This is a genomic window from Rhodocyclus purpureus, from assembly GCF_016653115.1.
Taxonomy (GTDB): Bacteria; Pseudomonadota; Gammaproteobacteria; order Burkholderiales; family Rhodocyclaceae; genus Rhodocyclus; species Rhodocyclus purpureus.
Window position 1 is genome coordinate 80,070 of sequence record NZ_NHRX01000059.1, and the last position, 25,312, is coordinate 105,381.

The window sequence follows — 25,312 nt, forward strand, 5'->3', positions numbered from 1 at the left end:
CCTACTCCTTTTCCTCGATCCTGACCGGAATGATGCTCTCCTCGCCGGCAGCGAAGGCATTGTCGTAGTGGATGAGGAAGTCGGAAATCATGTTCTTGATGAAATAGGGGATGTAAGCGGTCCCCGTCTGCACGTCCGCGGAGATCTTGACCGCGATGTGCATGCTGGTGCCGGTGCTCGACGTCACCCGCACCAGCCACTTGTCCTTGACCTTGAGCCTGTTCGCGTCTTCGGGGCTGATTTCGACGTAGCCCTGCGGGTAGAGCAGCAGGGTCTGGTCGTACTCGCGCCGCGGGATCAGGGTCTTGCGCATCAGGTTGTTCTGGTGCCAGAAGTGCTGCGCCTTGCCGACCATCAGCGCGAACGGAAATTCGTCGCTGGTCGGCGGTGTCGGGTAGTCGATGCGGACTTCGTGGAAGCGCTTCCTGCCAGCATTGGCGAAGGCACCGACGTCCCAATGCTGCCCGAAGCCCTTGGCCAGCTGCGCGTGCGAGAGCTCGTGGTAGCCGGGAATCGAGCGGGCGATGTCGGCGAAGACCTCGGCAGCGTCGCGGTAGCCCCAGGGACGGCCGGCCGGCACGGCAACCGGCCGGGACCGTGCAGCCTGCCCGGCGATTGCCTGGTAGAGCGCCCAACCCGGCAGGCAGTCGTTGGCGTTGGCGGTGTTCTTGCGCGTGAGTTGCACGCGCCGGTCGGAGGCCGTGTAGGTCCCGTCCGCCTCGTTGAACGCGGTCAGCGGGAAGACCACGTCGGCAAGCTCCATGAACGGATTCCTGAAGGCGCCGCAGTAGGCGACGAAATCGAGCGCCTCGATGCGCTCGCGGTCGCGGATGATCCCGTCGTCGTGGTCGACGACGAACAGCGCGCGCAGCGGCGATTGGGGCTCGGCGAGGCGCCTGAAGACGCTGTTGCCGAATTCGCCGGACAAGCCCATGTCGAAGCTGCCCTGCAGGTTGCTGATCCCGGCGACCGGAATCAGCGCCGAGTTCTCGTCGTCCATCTTGTCGGTGAGCACCGCGAGGTTGGTGATCGCCTGGATGGTCCACTGGTCGAGGCCCGAAATCCCGGAGGAGAAGAGGATCACCACCGACTTCGCCCGGTCGAGGCGTTCGGCCTCGGCCTCGATCTCCTCGTAGCGGATGCCGCTCGCCGCCTCGAGCGCGACCGACGAGATGCTGCGCAGCGCGTCGATGTACCGGGCGTAGCCCGGCAGCTTGCCGACATCGACGCGGCGCGTGTTGTTGACCGTACGCAAGGCATGCAGCGCCTTCGCCAGCGCGTTGAGCAGCAGGCCCTTGGTCCCCGGCTTCTGCTGGAAATGCTTGGTCGACAGCTTGGCGATCTGCGTGCGCGAACTGCACATCGTCACCACCCGCGCCCCGCGGCGGGCGGCGTAGTGGATGTTGCCGCCGATGATCGGATTCTGGCGGGTGATGTCGCTGCCGACGACCAGGATGTAATCGGCCTTGTCGATCGCGGTCAGGCTGCCGACGGCGCCGGGATAACCGAAGGCATGGCTGATGCAGGCCATGCTGTTGCGGTGCCCGGCCTCGGCACCGACGCCGACGACGTGCGTGTGGAAGACCTCGTCGACCAGCCTGCGCAGGGCGAACAGGTCCTCGTTGCTGGAACGCGCCGAAGCCAACACACCGATCTCGCCGGCGGGCCCGTCGAACTCGCCCATCCGCCGCACAAGCAGCTCGATCGCCTCCGCATAGCTGGCGGTGCGCCAGGCACCGTCCTCGCGGATCAGCGGCGTCGTGATCCGCTCATTGCTGTTGAGCAACTCGTTCGCATGCCAGCCACGAACGCAGAGCTTGCCCTTGCTCACCGGATGCGCGATGACGGGGGCCACGCCGAGCACCTTCCTGCCGTCGGTCTTCAGGAACTGCCCGCAGCCGGTGCCGCAAAGATTGCATACGCACGCCTGATAGCTCATAGCCAGCCGATGCCTCCGGGTTTCGTCAGCGCCCCATGGAGAAGGCTGAACGCTGCTGCCCGGCCCTCGCCTTTGCTGATGCAGTTTTAGCAGAAAACGGCCGCTTGCGGAAGCAGGAACGCTACCCGGCACGCAGCGTAAATTTCCCCAACCGCATTCCCGAAGCAGATGGCATTCGTGCAAACGTCGTAATTTGCCGGATCACTTAATATGATGAAATAATAGACGGAGGGCAACGCGACGTCATCCCGTGATGACCGACCGCTGGCCTGCGCTGCCAGGCGAGCCCGGTAGGCGGCAGCACGCACCCGGGCGCATGCCTTTGAAGTTACAAGTTAATGAGCGACGGAGATTTCAGTGAGTAAACCTCTTGCCTTGCGCGCACTTGTCCTCCTGTCGGCCGCCCTGCTGCTTGCCGCCTGTGGCGCAGCGCCACCCAAACCGGCCGTCGTCGTCGCTGCACTGCAGGTGACGAACACGCTCAACCCCGACAGCCGGGGCCGAGCCTCGCCGGTCGTGCTCAGGTTGTTCGAGTTGAAGTCGGCCGCCGCATTCAACGGTGCCGATTTCTTCACTCTGTGGGACCACGAGAGCCAGGCCCTGGGCGCCGACGCGGTGGCGCGCGAGGAGTTCCTGTTGCGCCCCGGAGAGGAACGGAATTTCGAGCGCACGCTTCAGCCCGACACGCGACACCTGGGCGTCGTCGCTGCCTTTCGCGACCTGGAGCACGCACGGTGGCGCGACAGTCTGGACGTCGTGCCGCACGAGAGTCAGCCGATCAGCATCCGTGTCGAATCGCGCTCCGTGAACATCTCCGGCGAATGAACGGTCGGGCCGGAATTTCACGCCAGGGCTTTTGAAAAAGCGCAAACCTGAAGGGCGAGCCCCATGTCCCGGAACAGCAAGACTCTCTGGTCGGAAGGCATGTTCCTGCAGCCGCAGCACCTGCAGCAGCATGACCGCCATCTCGAACGCCTCATCGAAGGACGCACCCGCCCGATCGCCGGCCATGCCTGGGGCTTCGTCAGTCTCGTCATCGACGAAGCCGCCTTGGCGCTCGGCAAGGTCGCGCTCACGCGGGCGCAAGGCCTTTTCCCCGACGGCACGCCCTTCGATTTTCCGGCCGACGATCTCGCCCCCCTGCCGCTCGAGCTCGGCGCCGATGTCCGGGACGAACTCGTCGTGCTCGGCGTCCCCCTGCGCCGGCCGGGAAATCTTGAAGCCGATGTGGCGGGCGAAGACGCCAGCGGCCTCACCCGCTATGTGGTCGGCGAGCTGCGGGTCCCGGACAACACCCTCGCCAATGCGCAGGAGGCGCTGGTCCAGGTCGGCGACCTGCGCCTGAAACTGATGCGCCAACGGGACGCCACCGACGCCTGGGCGACGCTCGGCGTCGTCAGGGTGCGCGAGCGTCGCGCCGACAAGCAGCTGCTGCTCGACAATGCCTTCATCCCGCCAAGCCTCGCCTGCCGCGGCAACGAGCGCCTGGCCGGCTACATCCGTGAGTTGCAGGGCCTCCTGCATCAGCGTGGCGAGGCGATCGCCGCACGCCTGTCGCAACCTGGCCGCGGCGGCGTCGCCGAAATCGCCGATTTCCTGCTGCTGCAGACGGTCAACCGCCACGAACCCGTGTTCAGGCAGTTCGGCGAGAGCACGCTGCTGCATCCCCTGACCCTGTACCTGCACTGCCTGTCGCTGGCCGGCGAGCTGTGCAGCTTCTCGCGCGAGGGACGGCGCCCGCCCGACTACCCGCTCTACCAGCACGACGACGCCGAGGCCTGTTTCGGGCCGCTCATCGCCGACCTGCGCCGATCGCTGTCGATGGTGCTAGAGCAGGGCGCGATCCCGATCGAACTGCAGGAGCGCAAGTACGGTGTGCGGGTCGCGATCATTCCCGACCTGGAATTGCTGCGTACGGCTTCCTTCGTGCTGGCGGTCAACGCGCAGGTCGCCGGCGAAATCCTGCGCACGCGTTTTCCCACCCAGGTCAAGATCGGGCCGGTCGAACGCATCCGCGATCTGGTGAACCTGGCCCTGCCCGGAATTGCCCTGCGTGCGCTGCCGGTGGCGCCACGGCAGATCCCCTACCACGCCGGCTTCACCTACTTCGAGCTCGAACGCAGCGGCGACTTGTGGAAGCAGCTGCAGCAGTCCGGTGGCATGGCCATGCACATCGCCGGCGAATTCCCCGGGCTCGAACTGGAATTCTGGGCCATCCGCGAATGAGAGGCTTGCGATGAGCAACGAAGACCCCTTTGCCTCGTTCGAGTCGGACCGTACCTTCGTCATGCCCTCGCCGGGAGCGGGCGGGCCACGGCGAGCTGTGCAGCAGCCGGCGGAGACAGCGCGCGCCGAGCCCCCCCTCGCGCTCGAAGCCCTGATCCCCGCGCATGGCCTCAACCCGATCGTCACTGCCGCCAGCCCGCTGCTGAACGCCGTGCCGCCGCTGCGCATCTCGCCGAGCCAGTCCGACCCGGCGCAGTTGCGCGACACGCTGGCCGAAGGCGTGCGCGCCTTCGAGCGCAAGGCGGGACAGCTCGGCGTCGACCCGCGCCACATCCTGGCGGCCCGCTACATCCTGTGCACCTTCATCGACGAGGCGGCAGCGAGTACCCCCTGGGGCGGTTCCGGCGTTTGGGGACGGCAGAGCCTGCTGGTGATGTTCCACAACGAGACCTGGGGCGGCGAGAAGGTCTTCCAGCTGATGGCGAAGCTCGCCGAGAACCCCGCGGCCAACCTCGACCTGCTCGAACTGCTGCACGTGGTCCTCGCGCTCGGCTTCGAGGGACGCTACCGCGTCATCGACGGCGGGCTGCAACAGCTCGCGCAGGTGCGCGAGCGGCTCTACGCCATGTTGCGCGAACAGCTGGGCGAGCACGAGCGCGAGCTGTCGCCGCGCGCCAAGGGAATCGACACCCGGCGCACGACCATGGCGCAGTTGCCGGCGTGGGTCGCGCTGACCGTGGCCGTGCTGCTCGCCGGCATGCTTTATCTGACGCTGTCGCTGAAGCTGAACGCTGCTTCCGACCCGGTATTCGCCGAGATCCAGGCACTGCGCATGCAGGTGCCGACCCCGCCCCCGGCTGCGCCCGCTGCAAAGCCGCGCCTGTCCGCCTTCCTCAAACCCGAGATCGACGCCGGACTCGTCGCCGTGCAGGATCTGGCCGACCGCTCGGTCATCACCCTCCGCGGCGACGGCTTCTTCAAGCCGGCCAGCGCGAGCGTGGACGACGCGGTGCTGCCCTTGCTCGCGCGGATCGGTGAAGCACTCAACTCGGTCAATGGCTCGGTGCTGATCACCGGCCATACCGACAACCAGGCGATCCGCAGCGGACGCTTCCCGTCGAACTGGCACCTGTCGCAGGAACGCGCGCTGGCGGTGCGCGACATCCTCGCCGGCGCGGTGCAGGCGGAACGCCTGCGCGCCGAAGGACGCGCCGATGCGGAACCGGTCGCCGGCAACGCCACGCCGGCGGAGCGGGCGAGGAACCGGCGCGTCGAGATCACGCTTTTCGTCGCCAACGGTGTCCGTTGAGCGGAGCGACATCATGAAAAAGATCCTTGCCTTGCTGACGCATCCCGTCCTGCTGGCGATCGTCGGCCTGCTGGCGCTTGCCGCGCTCATCTGGTTCGTCGGCCCGCTGGTCGCGATCGATCGCTTCCGCCCGCTCGAGTCGGCGACCGTGCGCTGGCTACTCATCGCGCTGATCTTCGCCGCCTGGCTGCTGAAGAAGCTGTGGGACCTGATCAAGGCCAGGCAGCTGAACACGAAGCTGCTCGAAGGTCTGCGCGCCAAGCCGGAACCGGCGCCGGCGACGCCGAGCGCCTCGGAAGAGGAAGTCGCCAGACTGAACCAGCGCTTCGACGAAGCGATCGGGCTCTTGAAGGAGGTGCGTATCTCGGCTGCCGGCAGGAAGCCCGGATTCGCCGACCTCGTCTCGCTCGCGGGCAGGCAATATCTCTATCAACTGCCCTGGTACATCTTCATCGGCGCCCCCGGCTCGGGCAAGACCACCGCGCTGATCAACTCAGGCCTGCAGTTCCCGCTCGCCGACAAGTTCGGCACCGCGTCGATCAAGGGTGTCGGCGGCACCCGCAACTGCGACTGGTGGTTCACCGACGAGGCGATCCTGCTCGATACCGCCGGCCGCTACACGACGCAGGAGTCCGATCGCGAGGTCGACCGCGCCGCCTGGCAGGGATTCCTGGACCTGCTCAAGCGCTCGCGACCGCGGCAGCCGATCAACGGCGTCATGCTGACAGTCAGCGTCTCAGACCTCCTGCTGCTCAGCCCCGATCAGCGGCAGGCGCAGGCCGACGCGGTCAGGCAGCGCCTGCAGGAACTGCACGAACGCTTCCGGATCCGCTTCCCGATCTACGTCCTCGTCACCAAGACCGACCTGCTCGCCGGTTTCACCGAGTTCTTCGCCGACCTCGGCAAGGAAGAACGCGCGCAGGTCTGGGGGAGCACCTTTGCCTGGGCCGAGAAGGCGCCGCCCTCCTCGCCACCCTCGCCGGAGTCCTTCGCCGGCGAATTCGATGCGCTCGAGCAGCGGCTGCTGACGCGCGTGAATGCCCGCCTGCACGAGGAGAGCGACCCCGCGCGGCGCGCGCAGATCTTCGCCTTCCCGCAGCAGTTCTCCAGTCTCCGCCCCCTGCTGCTCGATTTCCTGGGCCGGGTCTTCTCTGCTTCGAAGTTCGAGGAAGCGCCGCTCCTGCGCGGCGTCTATTTCACCAGCGGCACGCAGGAAGGCAGCCCGATCGACCGCGTGCTCGGCAGCCTCGCCCGCGCCTTCCGCGTCGAGCGCAAGAGCCTGCCGCCGCAGGCCTCCAGCGGACGCAGCTACTTCATCACCCGTGTCCTGCGCGACCTGGTCTTCCACGAACAGGGGCTCGCCGGCCGCAACCTGCGCGTCGAACGCCAGCGCCGGCTGTTGCAGCTTGCGAGCTACGGCGCAGCCGGATTGCTGCTGCTGGGCGCCGCGCTGACCTGGCTCGCCGGCTACGCGCAGAACGGCGATTACGTCGCTGCCGTCGAAGCGAAGCTTCCGGCCGTCAGACAACAGATCGCAGCGCTGCCGCAGGCGGGACGCTCGGCCGAGTTGATCGAGGTGATGCCGGTCCTCGACGCGGTGCGCCGGATCGCCGTCACCCCGGCGATCGAGGCGGGCGTGCCGACGACGATGGGCTTCGGCCTCTATCAGGGCGAGAAGCTCGACGCTGCCGCCGGGCAGGCCTACGCGCGACTGCTCGAACAGGCTTTCCTGCCGCGGCTGGCACTGCGCGTCGAGGAGCAGTTGCGCAGCGCCAACGCCAACAACCTCGAATTCGCCTACGAAGCCTTGAAGGCCTACCTGATGCTGCACGAGAGCGGGCACTTCGACGCCGAGGCCTTGAAAGCCTGGATCCGCTTCGACTGGGAGCGCAGCCTGCCGCGCGAGATCACCCTGGAACAACGGCAGGCGCTCGCTGCGCACCTCGACGTCCTCTTCGCGCGTGGCCCGGTGACGAACCAGATCGCCGCCGACCAGAACCTGGTCGCCTCCGTGCGCAACATGCTCGCCCGCTACCCGCTGGCCGACCGTGTCTACAGCCGCCTGAAGCGCCAGGGGGTCGGCAGCGACATCCCCGAATTCACGCTGGTCAAGGCCGGCGGCCCGTCGGCCTCGCTGGTGTTCACCCGTCCGTCGGGAAAACCACTGACCAGCGGCGTCCCCGGCCTGTTCACCTACGACGGCTATCACAAGGCGTTCAAGGGCGCGGCGGAAAAGGTCGCCAATCAGCTGGCCGACGAGGAAGCCTGGGTGCTCGGAACCAAGGACGGGGGAATGATCGCGCGGATCCAGGATCCCGCCGTCCGCGCCCGCCTCGACGACGAGGTGCGCCGCCTCTACCTCGAAGACTACGCGCGCACCTGGGAGGCCTTCCTCGGCGACGTGAAGCTCGTGCGCACCACCAACCTGCAGCAGGCGATGGACGTCGCCCGCCTGCTCTCGGCGATCGACAACCCGCTCGCGCCCTTCCTGCGTGCCGCATCACACGAGACGACGCTGCAGAAGACCGCCGCAGAAAAGACCGTCGTCGACCAGGCCAGCGAGCGGCTGGCGGAGGAGACCCGTCGCCTGTCGAGCCTCTTCGGCGGCGCAGCGAAGCCGGTCGCCGAAGCGGGCGGAACGGTCGAGGACATCGTCGACCGACGCTTCGAAGACTTGCGCCGCTACGTGACTGCCGCGGCGCCGGGACAGCCGGCACCGGTGGATGGCGCCGTCGCGCTCGTCGGCGAGCTGTACACGATGTTGAGCGCCGCCGATACCGCGATCAAGGCTAAAACGCAACCGCCGCCCTCCGACGTACCGAACAAGGTCAAGGCACAGGCACCGAGCATGCCGGAGCCCTTGCGCGCGGTGATGCAGAACCTGGCCGAGAGCAGCGCACGTCAGGCCGGCGGCGCGATCATCGGCAATGTCGCCGAGGCAATGCAGGTGCAGGTCGGCGACTTCTGCCGCCAGGCGATCGCCGGACGCTACCCGCTCGTGCGCAGTTCGAACCGCGACGCGACGCAGGACGACTTCGCCACGCTGTTCGCCCCCGGCGGCAAGATGGACCAGTTCTTCCAGCAGAACCTGGCCCCGCTGGTCGACACGACGACGCGTCCGTGGAGCTACCGGAAGATCAACGACATCGCCTTCGGTGGTTCGGCGGCGCTCGTCCAGTTCCAGCGCGCGCAGAAGATCCGCGAGGTCTTCTTTCCCTCGGGCGGACGCACGCCGGGGCTGAAGCTGGAATTCAAGCCGGTCGAAATGGACGCGACCATCAACCAGTTCATCCTCGATGTGGACGGGCAACTGGTTCGCTACAGCCATGGCCCGCAGGTACGGCAGACGGTGGTCTGGCCGGGACCGGCCGGCAGCAGCGCGGTGCGCGTGCAGATCCAGCCGCCCGGACCCACCGGAGTTTCCGGGATGAGCAGCGAAGGACCGTGGGCGCTGTTCCGCCTGTTCGACAAGCTGTCGGTGACGCCGACCGCACAGCCCGAGCGCGTCTTCGTCAGCTTCAACGTCGACGGCCGCAAGGCGCAGTTCGAAGTCATCGCCAACAGCGTGCAGAACCCGTTCCGCCTGCGCGAACTCGAGCAGTTCCGGTGCCCATGAACGGCGTCGCCGGCTGGTACGGCAAGATCGCGAGCCTCGGCGACTTCGCCTCGCGCCGGCTGCCTGCTGCCTTCGTCGAGCGCTGGGATGGCTGGTTGCAGCAGGTGATCGTCGCCTCGCGCGAGCAACTCGGCCCGGCCTGGCTGGACGCCTACCTCAACGCACCCGTCTGGCGCTTCGTGCTCTTCCCGGGGGTCTGCGCGCCGGGGATCTGGAGCGGCGTGATCATGCCGAGCGTGGACAAGGTCGGGCGTTATTTTCCGGTCACGCTCGCCTGCGAGCTGGAGGCCTTCGCCACCACCGAGCGCGAGTTCGACGCGATGGCCGACTGGTTCGACCGGCTCGAAGCCCTGGCGCGCTCGACGCTCGATCTGAATTGCGATATCGACCGGTTCGACCGCTCGCTCACCGCACTACGGCCGCCCTCGCTCGCCGCGCCGCGGATGAGGGGCGCGCAGAAGATCATCGGCACGCTGCGCAACGGTGATTCAGCGCTGCTCAGCCTGCCATCCGGCAACGAGTTGGCGCCGACGCTGATGGGCGCAGGCGCCGTGCTGCTCGCCGAAGCCGCTCGCGGCTGTTCGCTGTGGTGGACGGCGGGAGAGGCAGGTACTGCTGCGTCGCTGCTCGCCTGCCGCGGACTGCCGGACGGCAAGTGCTTCGCGGCGATGCTCTGACCGGACCGGCACCTGCCACGGAACGAAGCTCATGGCCGAACTGAACAAGCATCCTGGCGCAATCGACGAGACGCGCGGGACGGAAAGGACGCTGGCACCTGAGGAGGCCGTGGCGACGGCCGAGGACAGGACGGTCGTCCTTCCCCCCGTTGCGCCGGAAAAGTCGCCACCTGCCGACGGCGAAGGCAAGGCGCTGCCCAAGGGCACGCGGCTCGATGAGTTCGAGATCATCGACCTGATCGGGATCGGCGGCTTTGGCATCGTCTATCTGGTGCAGGACCATTCGCTCGGCCGGCGCGTCGCCTTGAAGGAATACATGCCCTCGTCGCTCGCCGCACGCGGCAGCGGGCTGCAGGTGAGCGTCAAGTCGCAGCGCGAGGTGGAGACCTTCGAGGCCGGTCGGCGCAGCTTCGTCAATGAGGCGAGGCTGCTCGCCCAGTTCGACCATCCGGCGCTGCTCAAGGTGTACCGTTTCTGGGAGGCGAACGGCACCGCCTACATGGTCATGCCCTACTACGAGGGCAAGACGCTGAAACAGGCGCTGCAGGCGATGGGCACCCCGCCGGACGAAGCCTGGCTCAAGCGCCTGCTGGCGCCCCTGCTCGATGCGCTGGAGGTGATGCACGCCGCCCGCGTCTATCACCGCGACGTCGCCCCCGACAACATCATGCTGCTCGGCGGCGAGCGTCCGCTGCTGCTCGATTTCGGAGCCGCCCGCCACGTCATCAGCGACATGACCCAGGCGCTCACCGTGATCCTGAAGCCCGGCTATGCGCCCGTCGAGCAGTACGCCGAAATGCCCGAACTGAAGCAGGGACCATGGACCGACATCTACGCGCTCGCCGCCGTGGTGCATCTGGCGATCATGGGCAGGACGCCGCCGCCGTCGGTCGGGCGCATGCTGAACGACTCGATGCCGCCACTCGCGCAAGCCGCTGCCGGGCGCTACTCGGCGGCCTTCCTGCGCGCGCTCGACCGTGCCCTGGCCGTGAAGCCTGCCGACCGACCGCAGAGCATCGCCGAATTCCGCGCCCTGCTCGAGCTCGAACACGGCACCGAGCGCACGACATCACCGGAGACGGTCGTCCTCTTGCCGACGCCGACTGCAAGACCTGCGGCCGGGCGCAAGCCGCCCTTGCTCGCCGGAGGCGTGGCGCTCGCTGTCATCCTCGCTGCGGCCGCTTATCTACTGATCCCCTCCGCAACGCCGCCGAGCTCCGCCCCGGTCGCGCCCGGAACTGGCACGGGGCCGGGCCCGGTCGCCCTTCCTCCCGCCCCGCCAGCCCGCGTCGACGCTGCAGGCGTCCCCGCCCCTTTCAGCGCCCTGGACGAAATCGACCGTATCTTCGAAGGTCGCAACCGCGAGCACAGCGTGACGGTGGCGATCGACCGGCCACAGGTGCGCATCGGCAAGGACAGGCTGAGCTTCCGGGTGCGTTCGTCCAAGCCCGGCTATCTCTATGTGCTGATGGTCGGCACCGACCGCCAGCACTTCTACAGGCTGTTTCCGAATGCGGTCGATGCGCGCAACCGCATCGAAGCCGGGCAGACGCTGTCCCTGCCGCGCAGCGGCTGGACCATGGTCGCGGGAGGGCCGGCGGGCGCCAACCAGTTCGTCACCGTCGTCAGCGAACTGCCGCGTGACTTCAGCGAAAGCGGCCTGGTCGCGGTCGATCCCTTCGCCGAATTCCCGCTGAGCATCGCCGCCGGCATTGCGGCGGCGCATCGCGACGGCCAGTCGCCCTTCCTCGGCAGGCCGGTCTGCCCGGAGGGCAAGGCCACGTGTCCGGATGCTTACGGCGCAGCGACCTTCACCATCGTCGAAGTCGATTAGGCGGGCCTGAAGATCTCTCTTCAGCCACGAAAAACACGAAAGTGGCGAAATAGAGCATAAGCTCGCCGTCGTCTGGCGTCCGACCCACCGGGCCACATCCAAGCGGCGTCGAAGGCGACGAGTGCTTTTTCGTGCATTTCGTGGCCGACTGCTTTTTCCAGGATCACTCGCGGATCGTGACGATGGTCACCCGCCGGTTTTCCGGGGCTGCGGGTTGCGTGGTATTGACCGGTTCCGCATCGCCCTTGCCGACCGGCTTCAGGCGATCGCGCTCGATCCCGTGGCGGGTCGCCAGGTAATCGACCACGTTCTCGGCCCGCAGCTGGGACAGGCGCAGGTTGTGCTCATGGAGACCGCGCGGGTCGGCGTGGCCCTCGACCGAGAAGCTGAAGCCGGCCAGCCGGTCGGCCTTCAGTGCGCGGCCGACGACGTCGAGCTTGGCCTGAGCGTCCGGCGTGAGTTCGGCAGAGTTGGTGACGAAGGTGATCAGCAGCGACGCCGCCGGCTTGGCTGCGGGTTTTTCGTCGCGCTGGACCTGGATGCTGCGCGTGCGGACCCCCGGCTGCCCGGGGGTCAGCGCCTGGATCAGCTTTTCTTCGGTGATGTCCTCGCCGCTGAAGATCTGCTGCGCCTGTGCGCCGGCGCACAGCGCTGCGAGGAGCAGTGAAGCCATCATGGGTGCCCTGACCATCCTTGCTTTCATCGTCTCTCTCCTTCTCGTTCATCGGATTACGAACTGGGTTGTTTCCGCACGGTCGCCGAGCCAGATGGCGATCGCGCTGTAGTTGTCGTGTCCCCGCTCGGCGCGTGCCAGCACCTCGGCTTCGAGCGCGGCCAGCCAGCTCTCGGCGGTGACGCTGGCGGCGAGCGTGGCTTCCATGACCGACTCGTCGACGTACTCCCAGAGTCCGTCGCTGCAGAGCAGGAAGACATCGCCCTCATGCACCGTTTCAGCCTGCAGCGGGACCTCCGGCTGCACGCCGTCGAGCGAGCCGAGCGCGGCGAGCAGCACGCTCCTCTGCGGGTGGGTGCGCAGCAGCGCAGCGTCGCCGAGACCGGCATCGATCATGCGCTGCAGCACGCTGTGGTCGCGCGACTGGAAGCGCACGTGACCGCTGCGCAAGCCGTAGATGCGCGAATCGCCGACATGGCCCCAGCAGGCCTTCTGCCGGGCGTGGTCGAAGGCCAGCACGACGACCGTCGCGCGCATGTCGCGCAGCCGATATTCTTCGTGCTGCTCGCGCAGCAGGACCTCGTTCGCATGCACGATCAGCGAGGCAACAGCGTCGGGCGTCGCCTGCGGCGCCGCTGCGAACTCGCGCACGATCGTGGCGACCACCGAGCGCGAGGCGACATCACCGCCCGCGTGCCCGCCGGCACCGTCGGACAATACCCAGCAACAGGAGCCATCCGAAGTCCAGTAGCCACAGGCATCCTCGTTGCGCAGGCGACCGCCGGGCTTGGACAGTACCGCCACTTCCATCTTCATCGATTTCTCATCCTCGTCGGGGCGCTCATTCGTCAGCAGCGTGCAGGCGCCTGACCTGCTCTTCGTAGGCGCGCACGAACTCGCGGCCGAACAGCGCGTGGAAGTCGTCCTCGGCCTCGCGCGCGATTTCCCTGTACAGGGAAATGTACAGTTCCCACAGGTGGGCGCGGCGATTCATCGGCAGCAGGCTGTCGAGCAGCGATTTCGCACTCAGGCGCTGCTCCAGCGTCGCGGGATCGAAGCGTTGCAGCACGCCGGCCAGCGCCGCGCGCATTCCAGCCATGAAACCGAGCTGGTGCGCGCGCAGGTCGTCCCAGGCGTCGCGCATCGCTGCCAGCGGCGGCAGGAAGCCCCTGCCCTGCGGCGCCAGCAGATGCATGAGCGCCACCTCGACGCTGGGTGAAAACTTGAGCGGATTGTTGTCGCGACTGACGATCATCGTCACCTCGGCCCTGACCTCGCGCTTGGTCGTCGCCCGCGCCAGGAGGAGATCGAGGGTTCCCTGGGTCGCCTCGCGCAGCAGCTGGCCGATGGTCTGCATCGCCTCCGGCGTTAGCCCCTGTTCCAGCTTCAGCCCCGGCAGCCCGAGACCTTGCAGGAAGGCCTGCAGGAGTGCGTCGGATTCGCCGGCAGGGGGCGCGACTGGCGTTGGGGGCGGCTCGGGGACAGCTTCGGCTCCCGGCAAGCGTTCGCTCCCCTTCGCCGTCTCAGCGCCCGACGATGGCGCAATCTCGACGTCCGCGCGTGGCCTGGGGGAAGGTGCTTCAGCGGGCTCGGCACTTTCCGCAGCCTTGCCCGCCCCTGCCTGCTCCCAGGACAGGAAGGCATCGTCGGGCAGCTTCGCTGCCGGCGGACGATAGGCAGCGCGGATCTCGGGCACCTGGTCCGGAACGGCAGCCTGCTTGGGCTCGGCCGGAGCTGCGCCTGACAGCGCCGCCAGCGGATCGAGGAGTGCGCCCTTCTCGTCCTTGCCGGGCGCGGGGGCTGCCAGCGGGGTTCCGGCAAGGAGGTCTGCTGCCGTGCCCGCTCGCGCGCCGCGCTCGAGACCGAAGATCGTGCTGATCCCCGGCCCCGACACGGACTCGCCGCTCGCGCCGAAGCCGAGGTCGTCGAGATTGTCGGAGGCAAGCTTCGCAGCGGGAGCCTGCGCAAACGGGTCTGCGAAGGGGTCGAAATCCTCGGGAATGACGGGTGCCGAAGCGCTCGCGCCCGCAACCGACGGGGCCGACGCAGGCCGCTCCGCGGGCGCGGGCACCGGGGAACGCGCGGGCGCTTCCGTCGCCATCGGCGGCACCGCAGCGCCCACGGCCCCGGCAAGAATGCTGGCAAAGGGATCCTCGTCAGGCCCCCCCTGCGCCAGTCCGCCGAACAGACCGAGCGGATCGTCCTTCGCAGCGGACGGTCCCGCACCTTCCGCGGCGGGGCTTGGCGCAGGACCGCTGCCGCCGGCGGAGACTTCGAGCAGGTAGCCGCCCACCGTGATGCGATCGCCGGGCTCAATCGTGGTGCTGGCGCCGTTGGCGATGCTCTGCCCGGCGACGTCGAGCGGATTGGCGCCGACGTTGGCGATCTCGAAGCTGCCGTTGCGCCAGGCGACGCGCGCCTGCAGGCGCGAGATGTGACGTTCCGGATCGGGCAATACCAGTTGATTCATCTCGGCGCGACCGATCGTGCCGCCGAGTTCGTCGAACTCGACCGCGAGCGGCCTTGCCGGAGCTTCGCCGTTGCAGGAAACGACCCGGATCGTGATCATGACTCCGTCTCCGCTGACTTTGGCATCGCCCTGGCCGGGCGATCGATCCGGCATTATGGCATATGAATCATCATGACAAGCTGCCGGCAGGAAAATCTCCCGGTACCGGCCATGGCGAGGGCAGCAAAAGTTCGCGGGGTCGGGCAAGCTTCGCCCAAGAAGCATCGGCGACCATTGAACACCAAAAATTCACTCATCATCAACTTGCAATCGTTGGCATAATCTCGTGACGCGAACCAGAGCATCTTATCGGCATTACAGGCGGCCAACCGGGGGCACAAGCCGTCCTTGGCGGCGCCCTCAGGACGAAGACCATGAATTCAAGTTCCCTGCACGAATCAGGCGGGCCGTCGTCGGCCCTGCATCGCCTCCAGGGCTGCTGCGCAATGCTCCTCGTCTACACCCTTTTCCCGGCAACAACGGCCTTCGGCCAGCAGTCCGTCCAGCCCACGAGCTTCCCGGTGAAGTCCGTGCGTCTCGAAGGCAACACGCTGTTGCCGGAAGCAAGCGTCGCTGAGCTGCTCGCGGGTCTGGCTGGCGAAGGCCGCAGCCTTGCCGAACTCAAGCAGCGTGCCGCAAGGGTGCAGGAGGCTTATCGTGACGCAGGTTACGGAGGAGTCGTCACCTATCTGCCGGAGCAGTCACTGTCCGGAGGCGATGTCGCCATCCGCGTCGTCGAAGGGAAGCTGGCCGAGGTGCGGGTCAAGGGCGAAGGTGCGCACTTCACGCCCGAAAATGTCCGTGCCGGCCTGCCGCATCTGCGCGAAGGCGAGACACCGTTCGTCCGGGCGATCGATCGCGACATCCAGTTGTCCAACGAAAATCCTGCCAAGGAACTGCGGGTCACCCTCCTCGCCGGCCGCAAGCCCGGCGACATCGACGCCGACATCGAAGTCGCCGAGAAGAACCCGCTGATTTTCCTGGCCAACGTCGACAACACGGGTAACGAGCGCACCGGAAATTATCGGATCGGCGTCGGTATCCAGCACGCCAACCTGTTCAACTCGGATCATGTCGGCACCGCCCAGTTCCAGAGCTCACCTGAAGAACCCGATCGGGTCAGGATCTACAGCCTGGGTTATCGCATGCCGCTTTATGGCTGGGCATCGTCGATCGATGCTTTCTACGCCCACTCGACCGTCGATACAGGGACCACGGCGACCACCGCGGGGCCGTTGAGCTTCAGCGGCAAGGGAACGGTCGTCGGCCTGCGCGCGAACCGTTACCTCGATCGTCTCGGGGAATACGACCATCGCCTGACGCTCGGCATGGACTGGCGCAAATACGACAACAGCTGCTCGCTCGGGGATTTCGGCGCGATCGGCTGCGGCCCGGCCGCTGCCGACATCAGGATAGCGCCACTGAGCATGACCTATGTCGGTCAGCAGCAGACGGCAAGGAGTGCCTGGGGTTTCAACGTCACATTGCTGAACAACATCGGCGGCAGTTCGCAGGAAGAATTTGCGGCGGCCAGACCCGGCGCCGCGCGTGACTACCTAATCGGCAAGCTGTCGGCCTTCGCCGAGATTCCATTCGGCGACGGTTACGCCCTGCATGGCCGGGTTTCGGCCCAGTACAGCGCGGACGCCCTGGTTCCCGGCGAACAGTTCGGCCTCGGCGGCGCGGCAAGCGTGCGCGGCTACAGCGAAAGGGAACTCGCCGGCGATCATGGCCACTTCCTCAGTCTTGAAGCCTTGGGGCCGGATTTCGCCATGGCGCCTGGCACCGGTGGCCTGCGCTTGCGACCGCTCGTCTTCCTGGATCAGGGCAGCGTTGCGAACCATCAGGACAAGCCCTGCCGCGGAGTCGATGAGCAATCCTGCAGCCTCAGCAGCATCGGTTTCGGCTTCCGCCTGACTGCCGGCAAAAGTACATCGGCGCGCCTCGACATCGGCAGAGCCCTCGAGGACGGGATCATCCATAGCGCCGGCCGTACGCGCGGGCATCTCTCCGTCAATATCGCTTACTGAGCCTCCGGAGGCCCTGGAAGCGCAGCCGCTCGCGACCGTCGCATCCCTGCCAACGCGGGGCGCATCGCTCCTCGGAGAAGTGCCACTGTCGGAAAAGTTTCCACTGCGGCCCACCGTACCGGGGTAATCAAACGCACCCCTTTGTTTTTCCTAGATAAAGCCGGGACGGCCTGCTAATTGCGTGCCAAAGCAAGTGAAGCAGGCCGAACCAGGGGGGCCATCAAGCCTGAGCGTGTGCAATGGGGAAGCGGACGGAAAGAGTTGCTGGCAAGCACCGTCAAGTCATTCGAACGCTCCCACGCTCAAGCACCTGCCACGAGAGCAGAGTTCTCTCGCCAGCAACGCGCTCGAAGATCGAGCCCCGGATCGACACCGATTCAGGCCTGACCTGTCGCTGCGCCGGCATTGTGTGCAGAGGAGATCGATCATGGCATCGACTGCGTCAGTCACAAGCGTCCCCAGGACCTCCTTCAGTTCTTCCCGCAGACTGACGACGCTCGCAGCAGCTGTGGCCCTGCTGGCGATTGCAACAACAAGCGAGGCACAGTTGCCGGTCGCTCCGACGGTCATCAACGGCAATGCGACGATCGCCACGGTCGGCAATGCGATGACGATCACCAACAGCCCGAATGCGATCCTGAACTGGCAGGGCTTTTCGATCGGCGCCAGGAACAGCGTCTATTTCCAGCAGCAGGACGCCAGCAGCCAGGTGCTGAACCGCGTCGTCGGCAATGATCCCTCGCGGATCCTCGGCAGCCTCGCTTCGAACGGCCGCGTCTGGCTGGTGAACCCGCACGGCGTCCTGTTCGGCCAGAACGCGCGCATCGACGTCGCCGGACTGGTGGCCACCTCGCTCAACATCTCGAATGCTGACTTCCTCGGCGGGCGCTATGCCTTTGCGCGCCCGGATTCACTGCCCGCGGCAGGAGTCTTGAACCAGGGCGAAATCCGCACCTCCTTCGGCGGTCGGGTCTGGCTGATCGGCGACAGCGTACGCAACGAAGGAGTCGTCGAAACCCCCGGAGGAAGGATCGTCCTTGCCGCCGGCCGCAGTCTGGAACTGGTCGACTCGGGCCTCCCCAATCTGGTCGTCAGGGTCAGCGCAGCGGAGAGCGCGGCCATCAACCTCGGATCGCTGCTCGCCAGCGATGGCGGCAAGGTCGACGTCTACGGCAGCATCGTCAACCAGCAGGGAATCATCCGGGCCGACAGCCTCGGCGTCGACGCGGCGGGAATGATCACGCTGCGCGCGCAGGACGAACTGACGCTCGGAGACGGTAGCCAGACCAGCGCCAGCGCGCTCGGCAGCGGTTCGGGCGGAATGGTCGTCGCGCAATCGGAAAGCGGCACCACCTTGCTGAGCGGCGAAATCAGCGCCACCAGCGCAGAGGGGAAAGGCGGCAAGATCCATCTGCTCGGCGAAAACGTCGGCGTCTTTCGCCAAGCGAGCGTGGATGCTTCCGGAGCGACCGGCGGCGGCGAAGTGCTGGTGGGCGGCGACTACCAGGGCGGCAATCCAGCCATCGACAACGCGACTGCGACCTACCTGGGGAGCACCGCGCAACTGAAGGCCAACGCGACTGCATCCGGCGACGGCGGTCGCGTCATCGTCTGGAGTGAAAATGCGACGCGTGCCTTCGGCCGCATCGAAGCCAAGGGTGGCCCGCTCGGCGGCGACGGCGGGCTGATCGAGACCTCGGGGAAGTTTCTCGATACCGCCGGAATCAGGGTTTCGGCAGGCGCCACGAAGGGATCGCCGGGACGGTGGCTGCTCGATCCCTCGGACATCTACATCATGAGTGCCCAAGCCCAGTGTGGCTCTGGCGAATTCACCGCCTCGTGCACTACGGTCAACGTCGTCAATACCGGAACGGAAAGCGCACCAGTCTTCGAGGCCTCTGGGACGCCAGCGGTGGTTCTGGACAGCGATATCTCGGCTGCGCTGAACAGCAGCACAAACGTGACCATCCGGACCGGATTCGATCCGGGAGACGGAAGCGAGGAAGGCGGCGACCTCTTCGTGTGGAGCGACTTCGACAATCAACCCGGGATCGCCGCATCCATCGTCTATGAAGGGACGGAACCCGCCCAACTGACCCTGGAGGCCTACCGGCACATCCACATGGAAGCCGGAACGAGTATCAGATCGACGGGTATTGAAGCGCCTTCTGCTCCGCTCACCGTGAGCTTGATCGCGAACAAGGGTGGTAGCGGCGTGGGCAGGATAATCATGCATTCGGGCTCTGCAATCGTTACCCAAGGCGGCAACATCAATCTTGGAGGAGGAGTTTCGGGTGCCGCCGTCGGGGGACCGGGCGAGCCCGGAATAGAGATCGACAACGGAACACTCGATGCAGGATCCAGCGGCACGATTTCACTCAAGGGCACCGGTCCAAGCGTCGGTGGTGATGGCGTCCTCATTGGCGGCAATTCCAGGCTCTCGGCCGAGACGATCAGCATCCATGGCAGCACGACATCAAGAGGAAAACTCGGCATTGAACTCGCAGGCGACTCGAACGTAAGCGGGCGCAGCATCCTCATCGAGAGCCTGAATGGATCGGTGCGAATCAGCGACGATTCGCAAATTGTCGCCGACCGTGGCGTGATAACCGTAGCGACGGGAATTTTCGACAACCGTGCGGGCGCGAGCGCCCTGTCTGCTCCGGACGGGCGCTGGCTGATCTATGCCGGCGCTCCGTCGAAAAACACGTTGGACGGTCTACCCTACGACTTCGTTCAGTATGACGCGCCCTACCCCACCCCGCCCGCGCAATCTGGAAACGGGATTCTCTATGCCACACCAGGCGACGAGGTGAAGCCGCAAGCGGACCCATCCCAATTCATCAACAGCCTCAATGTGGCGGTAAATCTGGCCACGAGTTACGGTACTGCCCTTGGCAGCGGCAGCTTGATCGACACCTTGGGTTCAGCCATCCCGATGGGGTTCGGAAGGGTCGACATCGGCTCGATGAGCATGGATCAACTGTCGCGTTTCCTGGAAGAACGCCAGGAATTCAAGAGGAAGCTTTTTGCCGATGCGATCTTCAGGCTCAAACTGGATCCAAGCCTGGCGGACGTAAGGCCTTGTCTGACGCAGGCGGATGTCGCTACGGGACTGTGCCGCGTCACCGAAGCCCAGATCGGCGCAATGGCGAAGACGTCGGGCCTCGGGTTGTGGAAGCAACGGAAGGTCAGGATTGCAGAACTGCCCAGGATCGAGCGGAAGATGGCGATTTTCTTCGGCGTCGACGACTATTCGGACAAGAAGATCCCGCCACTGGAGAACGCGCTCGCCGATGCCGATGCCATGGCCGCGCTGTTTGCCGAACGTATGGGCTACGAGGTTCGGGTGCTGCGCAACCCGACGAAGGCGGCGATCATCCAGACCCTGAATCAGCTCGCCATCGAGACCTCGGACAAGGACAGCGTCCTCATTTACTATGCAGGCCACGGCCTTTCGCTCGACAAGGACGGCGAAGGATACTGGATCCCGGCTGACGGTCCGGTCGATGATCCGTCCCGCTGGGTTTCGAACCGGGACATCACGAAGTACCTTGCCGCGATTCGTGCCAACCAGATCACGATGATCTCGGACAGCTGCTATTCGGGTGCTTTCGCGCGTGAAGGACGGGTCCTGGTGGCGGCCGATCTGAAGCCGGATGAGGTCCTGCAGAAGCGCTCGGTCGTCGTCGTCTCCTCCGGCGGCGACGAGCCGGTTGCCGACGCCGGCCGGGAGGGACACTCGATTTTCGCCTGGTACCTGCTGGATACGCTAGCCCGGGTGCAGAACTGGCAACCCGGCAATACCGTATTCAGCACGGTCCAGAGCGAGGTCGTCCACGCTTTCCCGCAAACGCCCCGCTATGGAGCGATGACTTCCGCCGGCCACCAGCAGGGTGGCGACTACCTGTTTGAATTCCGCCAACTCGAGGCTGCCGAAGCGGCTTCACCGGCGCTGAAATGAGGTTAGGCTACCGGGCAATCGGACTCATTGACGGCCAGGCCGGGAAATTTTTCGTCATATTCGAGATATTCTATTTGCGTACTTGCAGCGCCGGAATTTTGTAGCCAAGATGAGGTCTGGTATTCCTCGCTCGGCTACCTGACGTGATCGACTCCAACGCAGACCAGACCGTGGTGTTCGGCGGCCCTACCGAGGGCGCAGGACGGGATTCGCGCACCTCCGGGAACGCGCTGCCCATCGGAACGCGACTTTCCGAATTCGAGATCGTCGGTCTGGTCGGCGAAGGTGGTTTCGGTATCGTCTATCTGGCCGATGACCACTCGCTGCATCGACGGGTCGCGGTGAAGGAATACATGCCGGCCTCGCTGGCGACCCGGGCGCTCGATTCGACGGTAATGCTCCGTTCGGAACAATTCGCCGAAACCTTCGCCATCGGTTTGCGCAGCTTCGTGAATGAGGCGCGGCTCCTCGCGCAATTCGACCATCCTTCCCTGGTCAAGGTCCACCGTTTCTGGGAAGCCAACGGCACGGCCTACATGGCGATGCCCTACTTTTCCGGAAAGACGCTCAAGCAGGCACTCAAGGACAGGTCGGAAGCCCCCGACGAGGCATGGATCCGCAATCTGCTGTCGCCGCTGATGGACGCACTTGAACTGATCCACCACGAAAACTGCTTCCACCGCGACATCGCCCCCGACAACATCATGCTGCTTGCCGACGGGCGCCCGGTGTTGCTCGACTTCGGCGCCGCCCGCCGCGTCATCGGCGACATGACGCAAGCGCTGACCGTGATCCTGAAACCGGGTTACGCACCGATCGAACAGTACGCCGAGATACCCGGCGCCAGACAGGGCGCCTGGACCGACATCTACGCGCTGGCAGCGGTCGTGTACCTGATGATCACCGGACACACTCCGCCGCCCTCTGTCGGCCGCATGATGCAGGACGACTACCAGCCGCTCGCTCACCTGGTAGCCGGGCGCTATTCCGAGGTTTTCCTGCGCGGCATCGACCGTTGCCTGTCCGTGAAGGGGGGCGATCGCCCGCAATCGATCGCCGAGATGCGCGAACTGATCGGCTTCGATTCGACGATCGTCGCTGGAGCGTCGCCAGTACAGCGTGAGCTTGGGTCCGGACTGGCGCCCCGGCCCGTCGCCACGCGCGCGGACGGGGGCACGTCGGCTCCTCCCTTCGCCGACGTGCCCCCCGACGCAGCGGCAGACCTCACCGTTGCCGCGGCATCACCCGCAACGACAAAGCTGGCGCCGGAGTCCCCGCCGAACTCGCCCGCTCCGGCAACCGAGGGCAAGGGCCTGGGTCTGCCGCAATACATGGTCGGGGCGGTCCTCATCCTCGCGCTCGCTGTCGGCCTCACCTTCTACCTGCGTGAGCCATCAGTTCCCTCAACCACTGCGCAGCAAGAGGGCCCTCCTGCTGTGCAGCCGCTGACGTCGTCGCCCCCCACGACAAGAGCGCGCGTATCCCTCGACGATGCGTTTGCCGAAGCCCTGGCGGGATCGGACAGCGCTTTTGCGCTCAAGCTTTCCGGGGTCAAGAGCCCGCTGAGGATCGGACACGACCGGCTCAGCTTCGCCTTGCGCAGCGAGCGTGGCGGCTACCTGAACGTCCTGCTCTGGGACAAGGCAGGCGGCCACGTCAGCCTCATCTTCCCGAACGACCTCGATCGTGACAATCACATCGGCGCCGGAGAGACGCTCTCCTTCCCGCGACCCGAGTGGAGCTACGAGGCCGATGCGCCTGCGGGTGACTGGGACATCCTCACCATCGTCTCCGCTTCGCCACGTGATTTCACCTCCCTCGGCTTCAGCAACAAGGGCGGCACGCTGGACGCCAGCCAGGACGGTGTCGAAGCAGCACTCAATCGGTCCGACGCGTCCAGCCGGAGCATCACCGGCAGTCCGCGCTGCGCGTCGGGCGCGCCCTGCCCGGCGAACTATGCCGCACTGCGCTTCCTGGTGCAGGAAACTGAAAAGCGCAGATAGGCTATCCGGCTCCATTCTCTCGGCCGAGCTGTCCCGCTTGCGCAGCTGCGCCCGAAAGCGGCTCAATTCGCGCAACTCATGCCTGATGCGGAAACGGTGCCGGTGCAACGTGCCGGAAGTGCCACGCCCTCGAACTCGTCAACGGCCGGACTGCCCAGACCGGTTTCCATCACAACACCGGTGCGAAGGCGCGCCGGTATGCTCTCGTTGGCGTAACCGCGTTCGAGTTGCTCACGACGGATATCGCTGAGCAACTGCACGAGCGAGGCCTCGAAGCCGGCAAACTGGGCGCTCGATATGATCTCGCCGTTATAGATCACCGGAAGCGAGTAGCTACGATAGCTGACCGATGACGAACCGGTCTGGATGGGTTTGAGTTCCTTGGGCCCTCCCAGAAACAACGAGCTAGCCTCCCTGCCAGCATCGCGGGGGGGCAAGAAGACGACCAGGCCTTGCTGCCGGGCGTCCACACCCAGTTCCACGGGTATCCACGAGTCCTTATCTGCGCCACCGTAATAGTAAGGCTGGGATGCACCTATCCTCCCGTCGTCGACGGGAAGCATGGTCAGCGCCGGCACGTAAGGGTGGTGCGCGACGGCCTCCGCCGGTAGCGATGCCGTCGCCTTGACGATGCCGTTATCGACCATGCCATCCAGCCGGCTTATCGGCAATGCGCGAGTCATCAAGAGGACCGAATCAGCAAGAACACCGATATCGGCACGCTCGTCGTAGCCGCCGAACTTCGCGATTTCTATTTTCGGGGCGGCGATGCCGACCAGATGCTGCGCGTCCGAGGAATGCGCTCCCCCATTGGCTACATCGGTGATCACGGTCACCTCTCCCTGCAAGTCGTTGCGCGTCGTCCAGCCAATCAAGCCGGCAAATGCTGTCGAAGAGGGATCCAGGGTTTCCGCAGCCTTGGTGACGAGTTCGGCGAGCGACGGCGTGGTGCTGCTCCCGTCCTTCGGCTTCAGACCGAGCAGATCGACCGACCCCGGCCCATCAACGACGACCTTGAGCCGGGAGCCGGACTGGTTCGTGATTGATCCGCCCTCCCTCAATTCGACTGCATTGTCGTAGTAGGCAAGGGAAAATCCATCTTCCCCTTTGACCGTGAGGATCCGTGCATCGCTAGCGCTTACATGCAGGGTCGTATCGCCCCCGAGTTCCACGCGATCAGCGTAGGACTGCCTCCCGGTCGTGCGGACCAAGCCGCCATTGATCAGCAGCTTTCCGCCCGCATCGGTGGTCAGGCTCGCCAAGGGCGTATCGGCATGGACTGCATCGTTGAAACCACCGACTGCATCGTTGAAAGTAACGGTTCCCTGGCTGTTCAAGCTCAGGCTGCTGGGGCCAAAAACCTTGCCATGGAATGTCACGTCGCCCGCGCCGCTACTGAGCGTCGTCGCCCCGGCGATAGTCGCATCGCCCAAATACTCCTGCTTCCCGGAACTAGTCACCGTCCTGCCCGTGATCGTCGTCGATTTGCTCACCGTCAACGTAGTCAGCCCGCTCAGCGTTCCACCTAAAACCGCATCGCCGAAGATCGACAGCGCGTGCTCTACCCCCGTCCCCCCTTTCAGCATCTTCACGGTGCTCCCGGTCAGGGTCGTATCGGTGCCAAGTGTCACACCGCCACCGTAGCTTTGCTCGCCAACGGTCACCAGGTTTCCGATATCAAGCTTCGTCGTCCCCGTCACGGTCAGGCTGTTCAGATCACTCACCGTGTTACCCAACACCGCATTACCCTCGATCGTCAGAGACTTGCTGCCCCCTGCAAGCGTGCCCTTGCTCCTGACCGTGCTGCCCTTCAAGGTAGTGTCGACACTGAGCGTCACCGCATCACCGTAGCTTTGCTCGCCGCTGGTCTTGACAGAGCCACCTTCGATCAGCGTCTGCCCAAGGGCATCGGTCGTCAGGCTGGCCAACGCCGTGCCTGCACCCACCGCCTGGCTGAAGGTCGTGATCCCGCTGCTATTCACCTCCAACTCGCCGGGGCCATCGATACGGCCGCTGAAACTCACGTCGCCCGCCCCGCTGCTGACCGTCAGTCGCTTGCTCAGCGTCGTCGCCCCGGCGACCATCACCGCTCCACCCAGGGTACTGAGCGACGCATCCGCGTTATGGATGACGAGATTGTCGCCGTAGGTCTGCGCGCCCGTGCTCCTGACCTCTCCGCCCGTAATCGTCGTCGATTTGCTGACCGTCAAAGTCGTCAGCCCACTCGACGTTCCACCTAAAACCGCATCGCCGACGATCGACAGAGGGTGCTCTCGACCCGTCACCCCTCCCAGCATCTTCACGGTACTCCCGGCCAGGGTGGTATCGGCACCAAGCGTCACCGCGCCACCATAGCTTTGCTCACCAACGGTCACGAGGTTTCCGATATCAAGCTTCGTCGTCCCCGTCACGGTCAGGCTGTTCAGATCACTCACCGTGTTACCCAACACCGCATTACCCTCGATCGTCAGAGACTTGCTGCCCCCTGCAAGCGTGCCCTTGCTCCTGACCGTGCTGCCCTTCAAGGTGGTG

The 25,312-nt window shown here is 65.7% G+C and carries 15 protein-coding genes; 10 read left to right on the top strand and 5 right to left on the bottom strand.

The features are described 5' to 3' along the window. Position 1 precedes the first annotated feature (1 nt). A complete protein-coding gene (locus CCR84_RS11950) occupies positions 2 to 1,939 on the bottom strand; it encodes a molybdopterin oxidoreductase family protein (protein WP_201212553.1) in 1,938 nt (645 codons plus the stop codon). A gap of 35 nt (positions 1,940 to 1,974) precedes the next feature. Between CCR84_RS11950 and CCR84_RS11955 the strand changes: the two genes are divergently transcribed. From CCR84_RS11955 to CCR84_RS11985, 7 genes are all read left to right on the top strand, one after another. Beyond that, positions 1,975 to 2,148, top strand: a complete 174-nt coding sequence (locus CCR84_RS11955; RefSeq protein ID WP_201212555.1) for a hypothetical protein — start codon at positions 1,975 to 1,977, stop codon at positions 2,146 to 2,148. 148 nt (positions 2,149 to 2,296) lie between these two features. Beyond that, complete coding sequence (gene tssJ, locus CCR84_RS11960) at positions 2,297 to 2,764, top strand: type VI secretion system lipoprotein TssJ (RefSeq protein ID WP_201212557.1); 468 nt, start codon at positions 2,297 to 2,299, stop codon at positions 2,762 to 2,764. A gap of 63 nt (positions 2,765 to 2,827) precedes the next feature. Continuing rightward, complete coding sequence (gene tssK / locus CCR84_RS11965) at positions 2,828 to 4,165, top strand: type VI secretion system baseplate subunit TssK (RefSeq protein ID WP_201212559.1); 1,338 nt, start codon at positions 2,828 to 2,830, stop codon at positions 4,163 to 4,165. Between the two features lie 10 nt (positions 4,166 to 4,175). After that, entirely contained in the window at positions 4,176 to 5,474 is a 1,299-nt protein-coding gene (locus CCR84_RS11970) for a DotU family type VI secretion system protein (protein ID WP_201212561.1), read from the top strand. 13 nt (positions 5,475 to 5,487) lie between these two features. Beyond that, the gene (gene tssM / locus CCR84_RS11975) at positions 5,488 to 9,090 is read left to right on the top strand and encodes a type VI secretion system membrane subunit TssM (protein ID WP_201212563.1); all 3,603 of its coding nucleotides are present in this window, start codon (positions 5,488 to 5,490) and stop codon (positions 9,088 to 9,090) included. Next, entirely contained in the window at positions 9,087 to 9,767 is a 681-nt protein-coding gene (gene tagF, locus CCR84_RS11980; RefSeq protein ID WP_201212565.1) for a type VI secretion system-associated protein TagF, read from the top strand. The genes tssM and tagF overlap by 4 nt, the downstream gene beginning before the upstream one ends. A 31-nt stretch (positions 9,768 to 9,798) precedes the next feature. Further along, positions 9,799 to 11,601, top strand: a complete 1,803-nt coding sequence (locus CCR84_RS11985; RefSeq protein WP_201212567.1) for a serine/threonine-protein kinase — start codon at positions 9,799 to 9,801, stop codon at positions 11,599 to 11,601. Positions 11,602 to 11,764: 163 nt separating this feature from the next. On the opposite strand, the gene CCR84_RS11990 is transcribed toward CCR84_RS11985, so the two are convergent. Genes CCR84_RS11990 through tagH form a run of 3 tightly spaced genes read right to left on the bottom strand, consistent with a single transcriptional unit; the run spans position 11,765 to position 14,843 of the window. Further along, positions 11,765 to 12,277, bottom strand: a complete 513-nt coding sequence (locus tag CCR84_RS11990) for an OmpA family protein (RefSeq protein ID WP_242508697.1) — start codon at positions 12,275 to 12,277, stop codon at positions 11,765 to 11,767. A 45-nt stretch (positions 12,278 to 12,322) separates the two neighbouring features. Continuing rightward, positions 12,323 to 13,090: a PP2C family protein-serine/threonine phosphatase gene (locus CCR84_RS11995; RefSeq protein WP_201212571.1), complete on the bottom strand. Its 768-nt coding sequence runs from the start codon at positions 13,088 to 13,090 to the stop codon at positions 12,323 to 12,325. Between the two features lie 25 nt (positions 13,091 to 13,115). Then, positions 13,116 to 14,843, bottom strand: a complete 1,728-nt coding sequence (gene tagH / locus CCR84_RS12000; protein ID WP_201212573.1) for a type VI secretion system-associated FHA domain protein TagH — start codon at positions 14,841 to 14,843, stop codon at positions 13,116 to 13,118. Positions 14,844 to 15,157: 314 nt separating this feature from the next. On the opposite strand from tagH, the gene CCR84_RS12005 reads away from it, so the two are divergent. The 3 genes from CCR84_RS12005 (at position 15,158) to CCR84_RS12015 (ending at position 22,780) form a co-directional block, all read left to right on the top strand. Continuing rightward, the gene (locus tag CCR84_RS12005) at positions 15,158 to 16,813 is read left to right on the top strand and encodes a ShlB/FhaC/HecB family hemolysin secretion/activation protein (protein ID WP_201212575.1); all 1,656 of its coding nucleotides are present in this window, start codon (positions 15,158 to 15,160) and stop codon (positions 16,811 to 16,813) included. Positions 16,814 to 17,240: 427 nt separating this feature from the next. Next, the gene (locus tag CCR84_RS12010) at positions 17,241 to 20,777 is read left to right on the top strand and encodes a two-partner secretion domain-containing protein (RefSeq protein WP_201212577.1); all 3,537 of its coding nucleotides are present in this window, start codon (positions 17,241 to 17,243) and stop codon (positions 20,775 to 20,777) included. A gap of 143 nt (positions 20,778 to 20,920) precedes the next feature. Continuing rightward, positions 20,921 to 22,780, top strand: coding sequence for a protein kinase domain-containing protein (locus CCR84_RS12015; RefSeq protein ID WP_201212578.1), 1,860 nt, complete (start codon positions 20,921 to 20,923; stop codon positions 22,778 to 22,780). 62 nt (positions 22,781 to 22,842) lie between these two features. On the opposite strand, the gene CCR84_RS12020 is transcribed toward CCR84_RS12015, so the two are convergent. Next, the coding region (locus CCR84_RS12020) for an autotransporter outer membrane beta-barrel domain-containing protein (protein ID WP_201212580.1) at positions 22,843 to 25,312 on the bottom strand (2,470 nt) is incomplete at its 5' end.

Bases quoted from the DNA above. Each gene is read 5' to 3' on its own strand.
- CCR84_RS11950 (WP_201212553.1), bottom strand. From the start codon at position 1,939: ATGAGCTATCAGGCGTGCGTATGCAATCTTTGCGGCACCGGCTGCGGG.
- CCR84_RS11955 (WP_201212555.1), top strand. From the start codon at position 1,975: ATGGAGAAGGCTGAACGCTGCTGCCCGGCCCTCGCCTTTGCTGATGCA.
- tssK (WP_201212559.1), top strand. From the start codon at position 2,828: ATGTCCCGGAACAGCAAGACTCTCTGGTCGGAAGGCATGTTCCTGCAG.
- CCR84_RS11970 (WP_201212561.1), top strand. From the start codon at position 4,176: ATGAGCAACGAAGACCCCTTTGCCTCGTTCGAGTCGGACCGTACCTTC.
- tssM (WP_201212563.1), top strand. From the start codon at position 5,488: ATGAAAAAGATCCTTGCCTTGCTGACGCATCCCGTCCTGCTGGCGATC.
- tagF (WP_201212565.1), top strand. From the start codon at position 9,087: ATGAACGGCGTCGCCGGCTGGTACGGCAAGATCGCGAGCCTCGGCGAC.
- CCR84_RS11985 (WP_201212567.1), top strand. From the start codon at position 9,799: ATGGCCGAACTGAACAAGCATCCTGGCGCAATCGACGAGACGCGCGGG.
- CCR84_RS11990 (WP_242508697.1), bottom strand. From the start codon at position 12,277: ATGATGGCTTCACTGCTCCTCGCAGCGCTGTGCGCCGGCGCACAGGCG.
- CCR84_RS11995 (WP_201212571.1), bottom strand. From the start codon at position 13,090: ATGAAGATGGAAGTGGCGGTACTGTCCAAGCCCGGCGGTCGCCTGCGC.
- tagH (WP_201212573.1), bottom strand. From the start codon at position 14,843: ATGATCACGATCCGGGTCGTTTCCTGCAACGGCGAAGCTCCGGCAAGG.
- CCR84_RS12005 (WP_201212575.1), top strand. From the start codon at position 15,158: ATGAATTCAAGTTCCCTGCACGAATCAGGCGGGCCGTCGTCGGCCCTG.
- CCR84_RS12010 (WP_201212577.1), top strand. From the start codon at position 17,241: ATGGCATCGACTGCGTCAGTCACAAGCGTCCCCAGGACCTCCTTCAGT.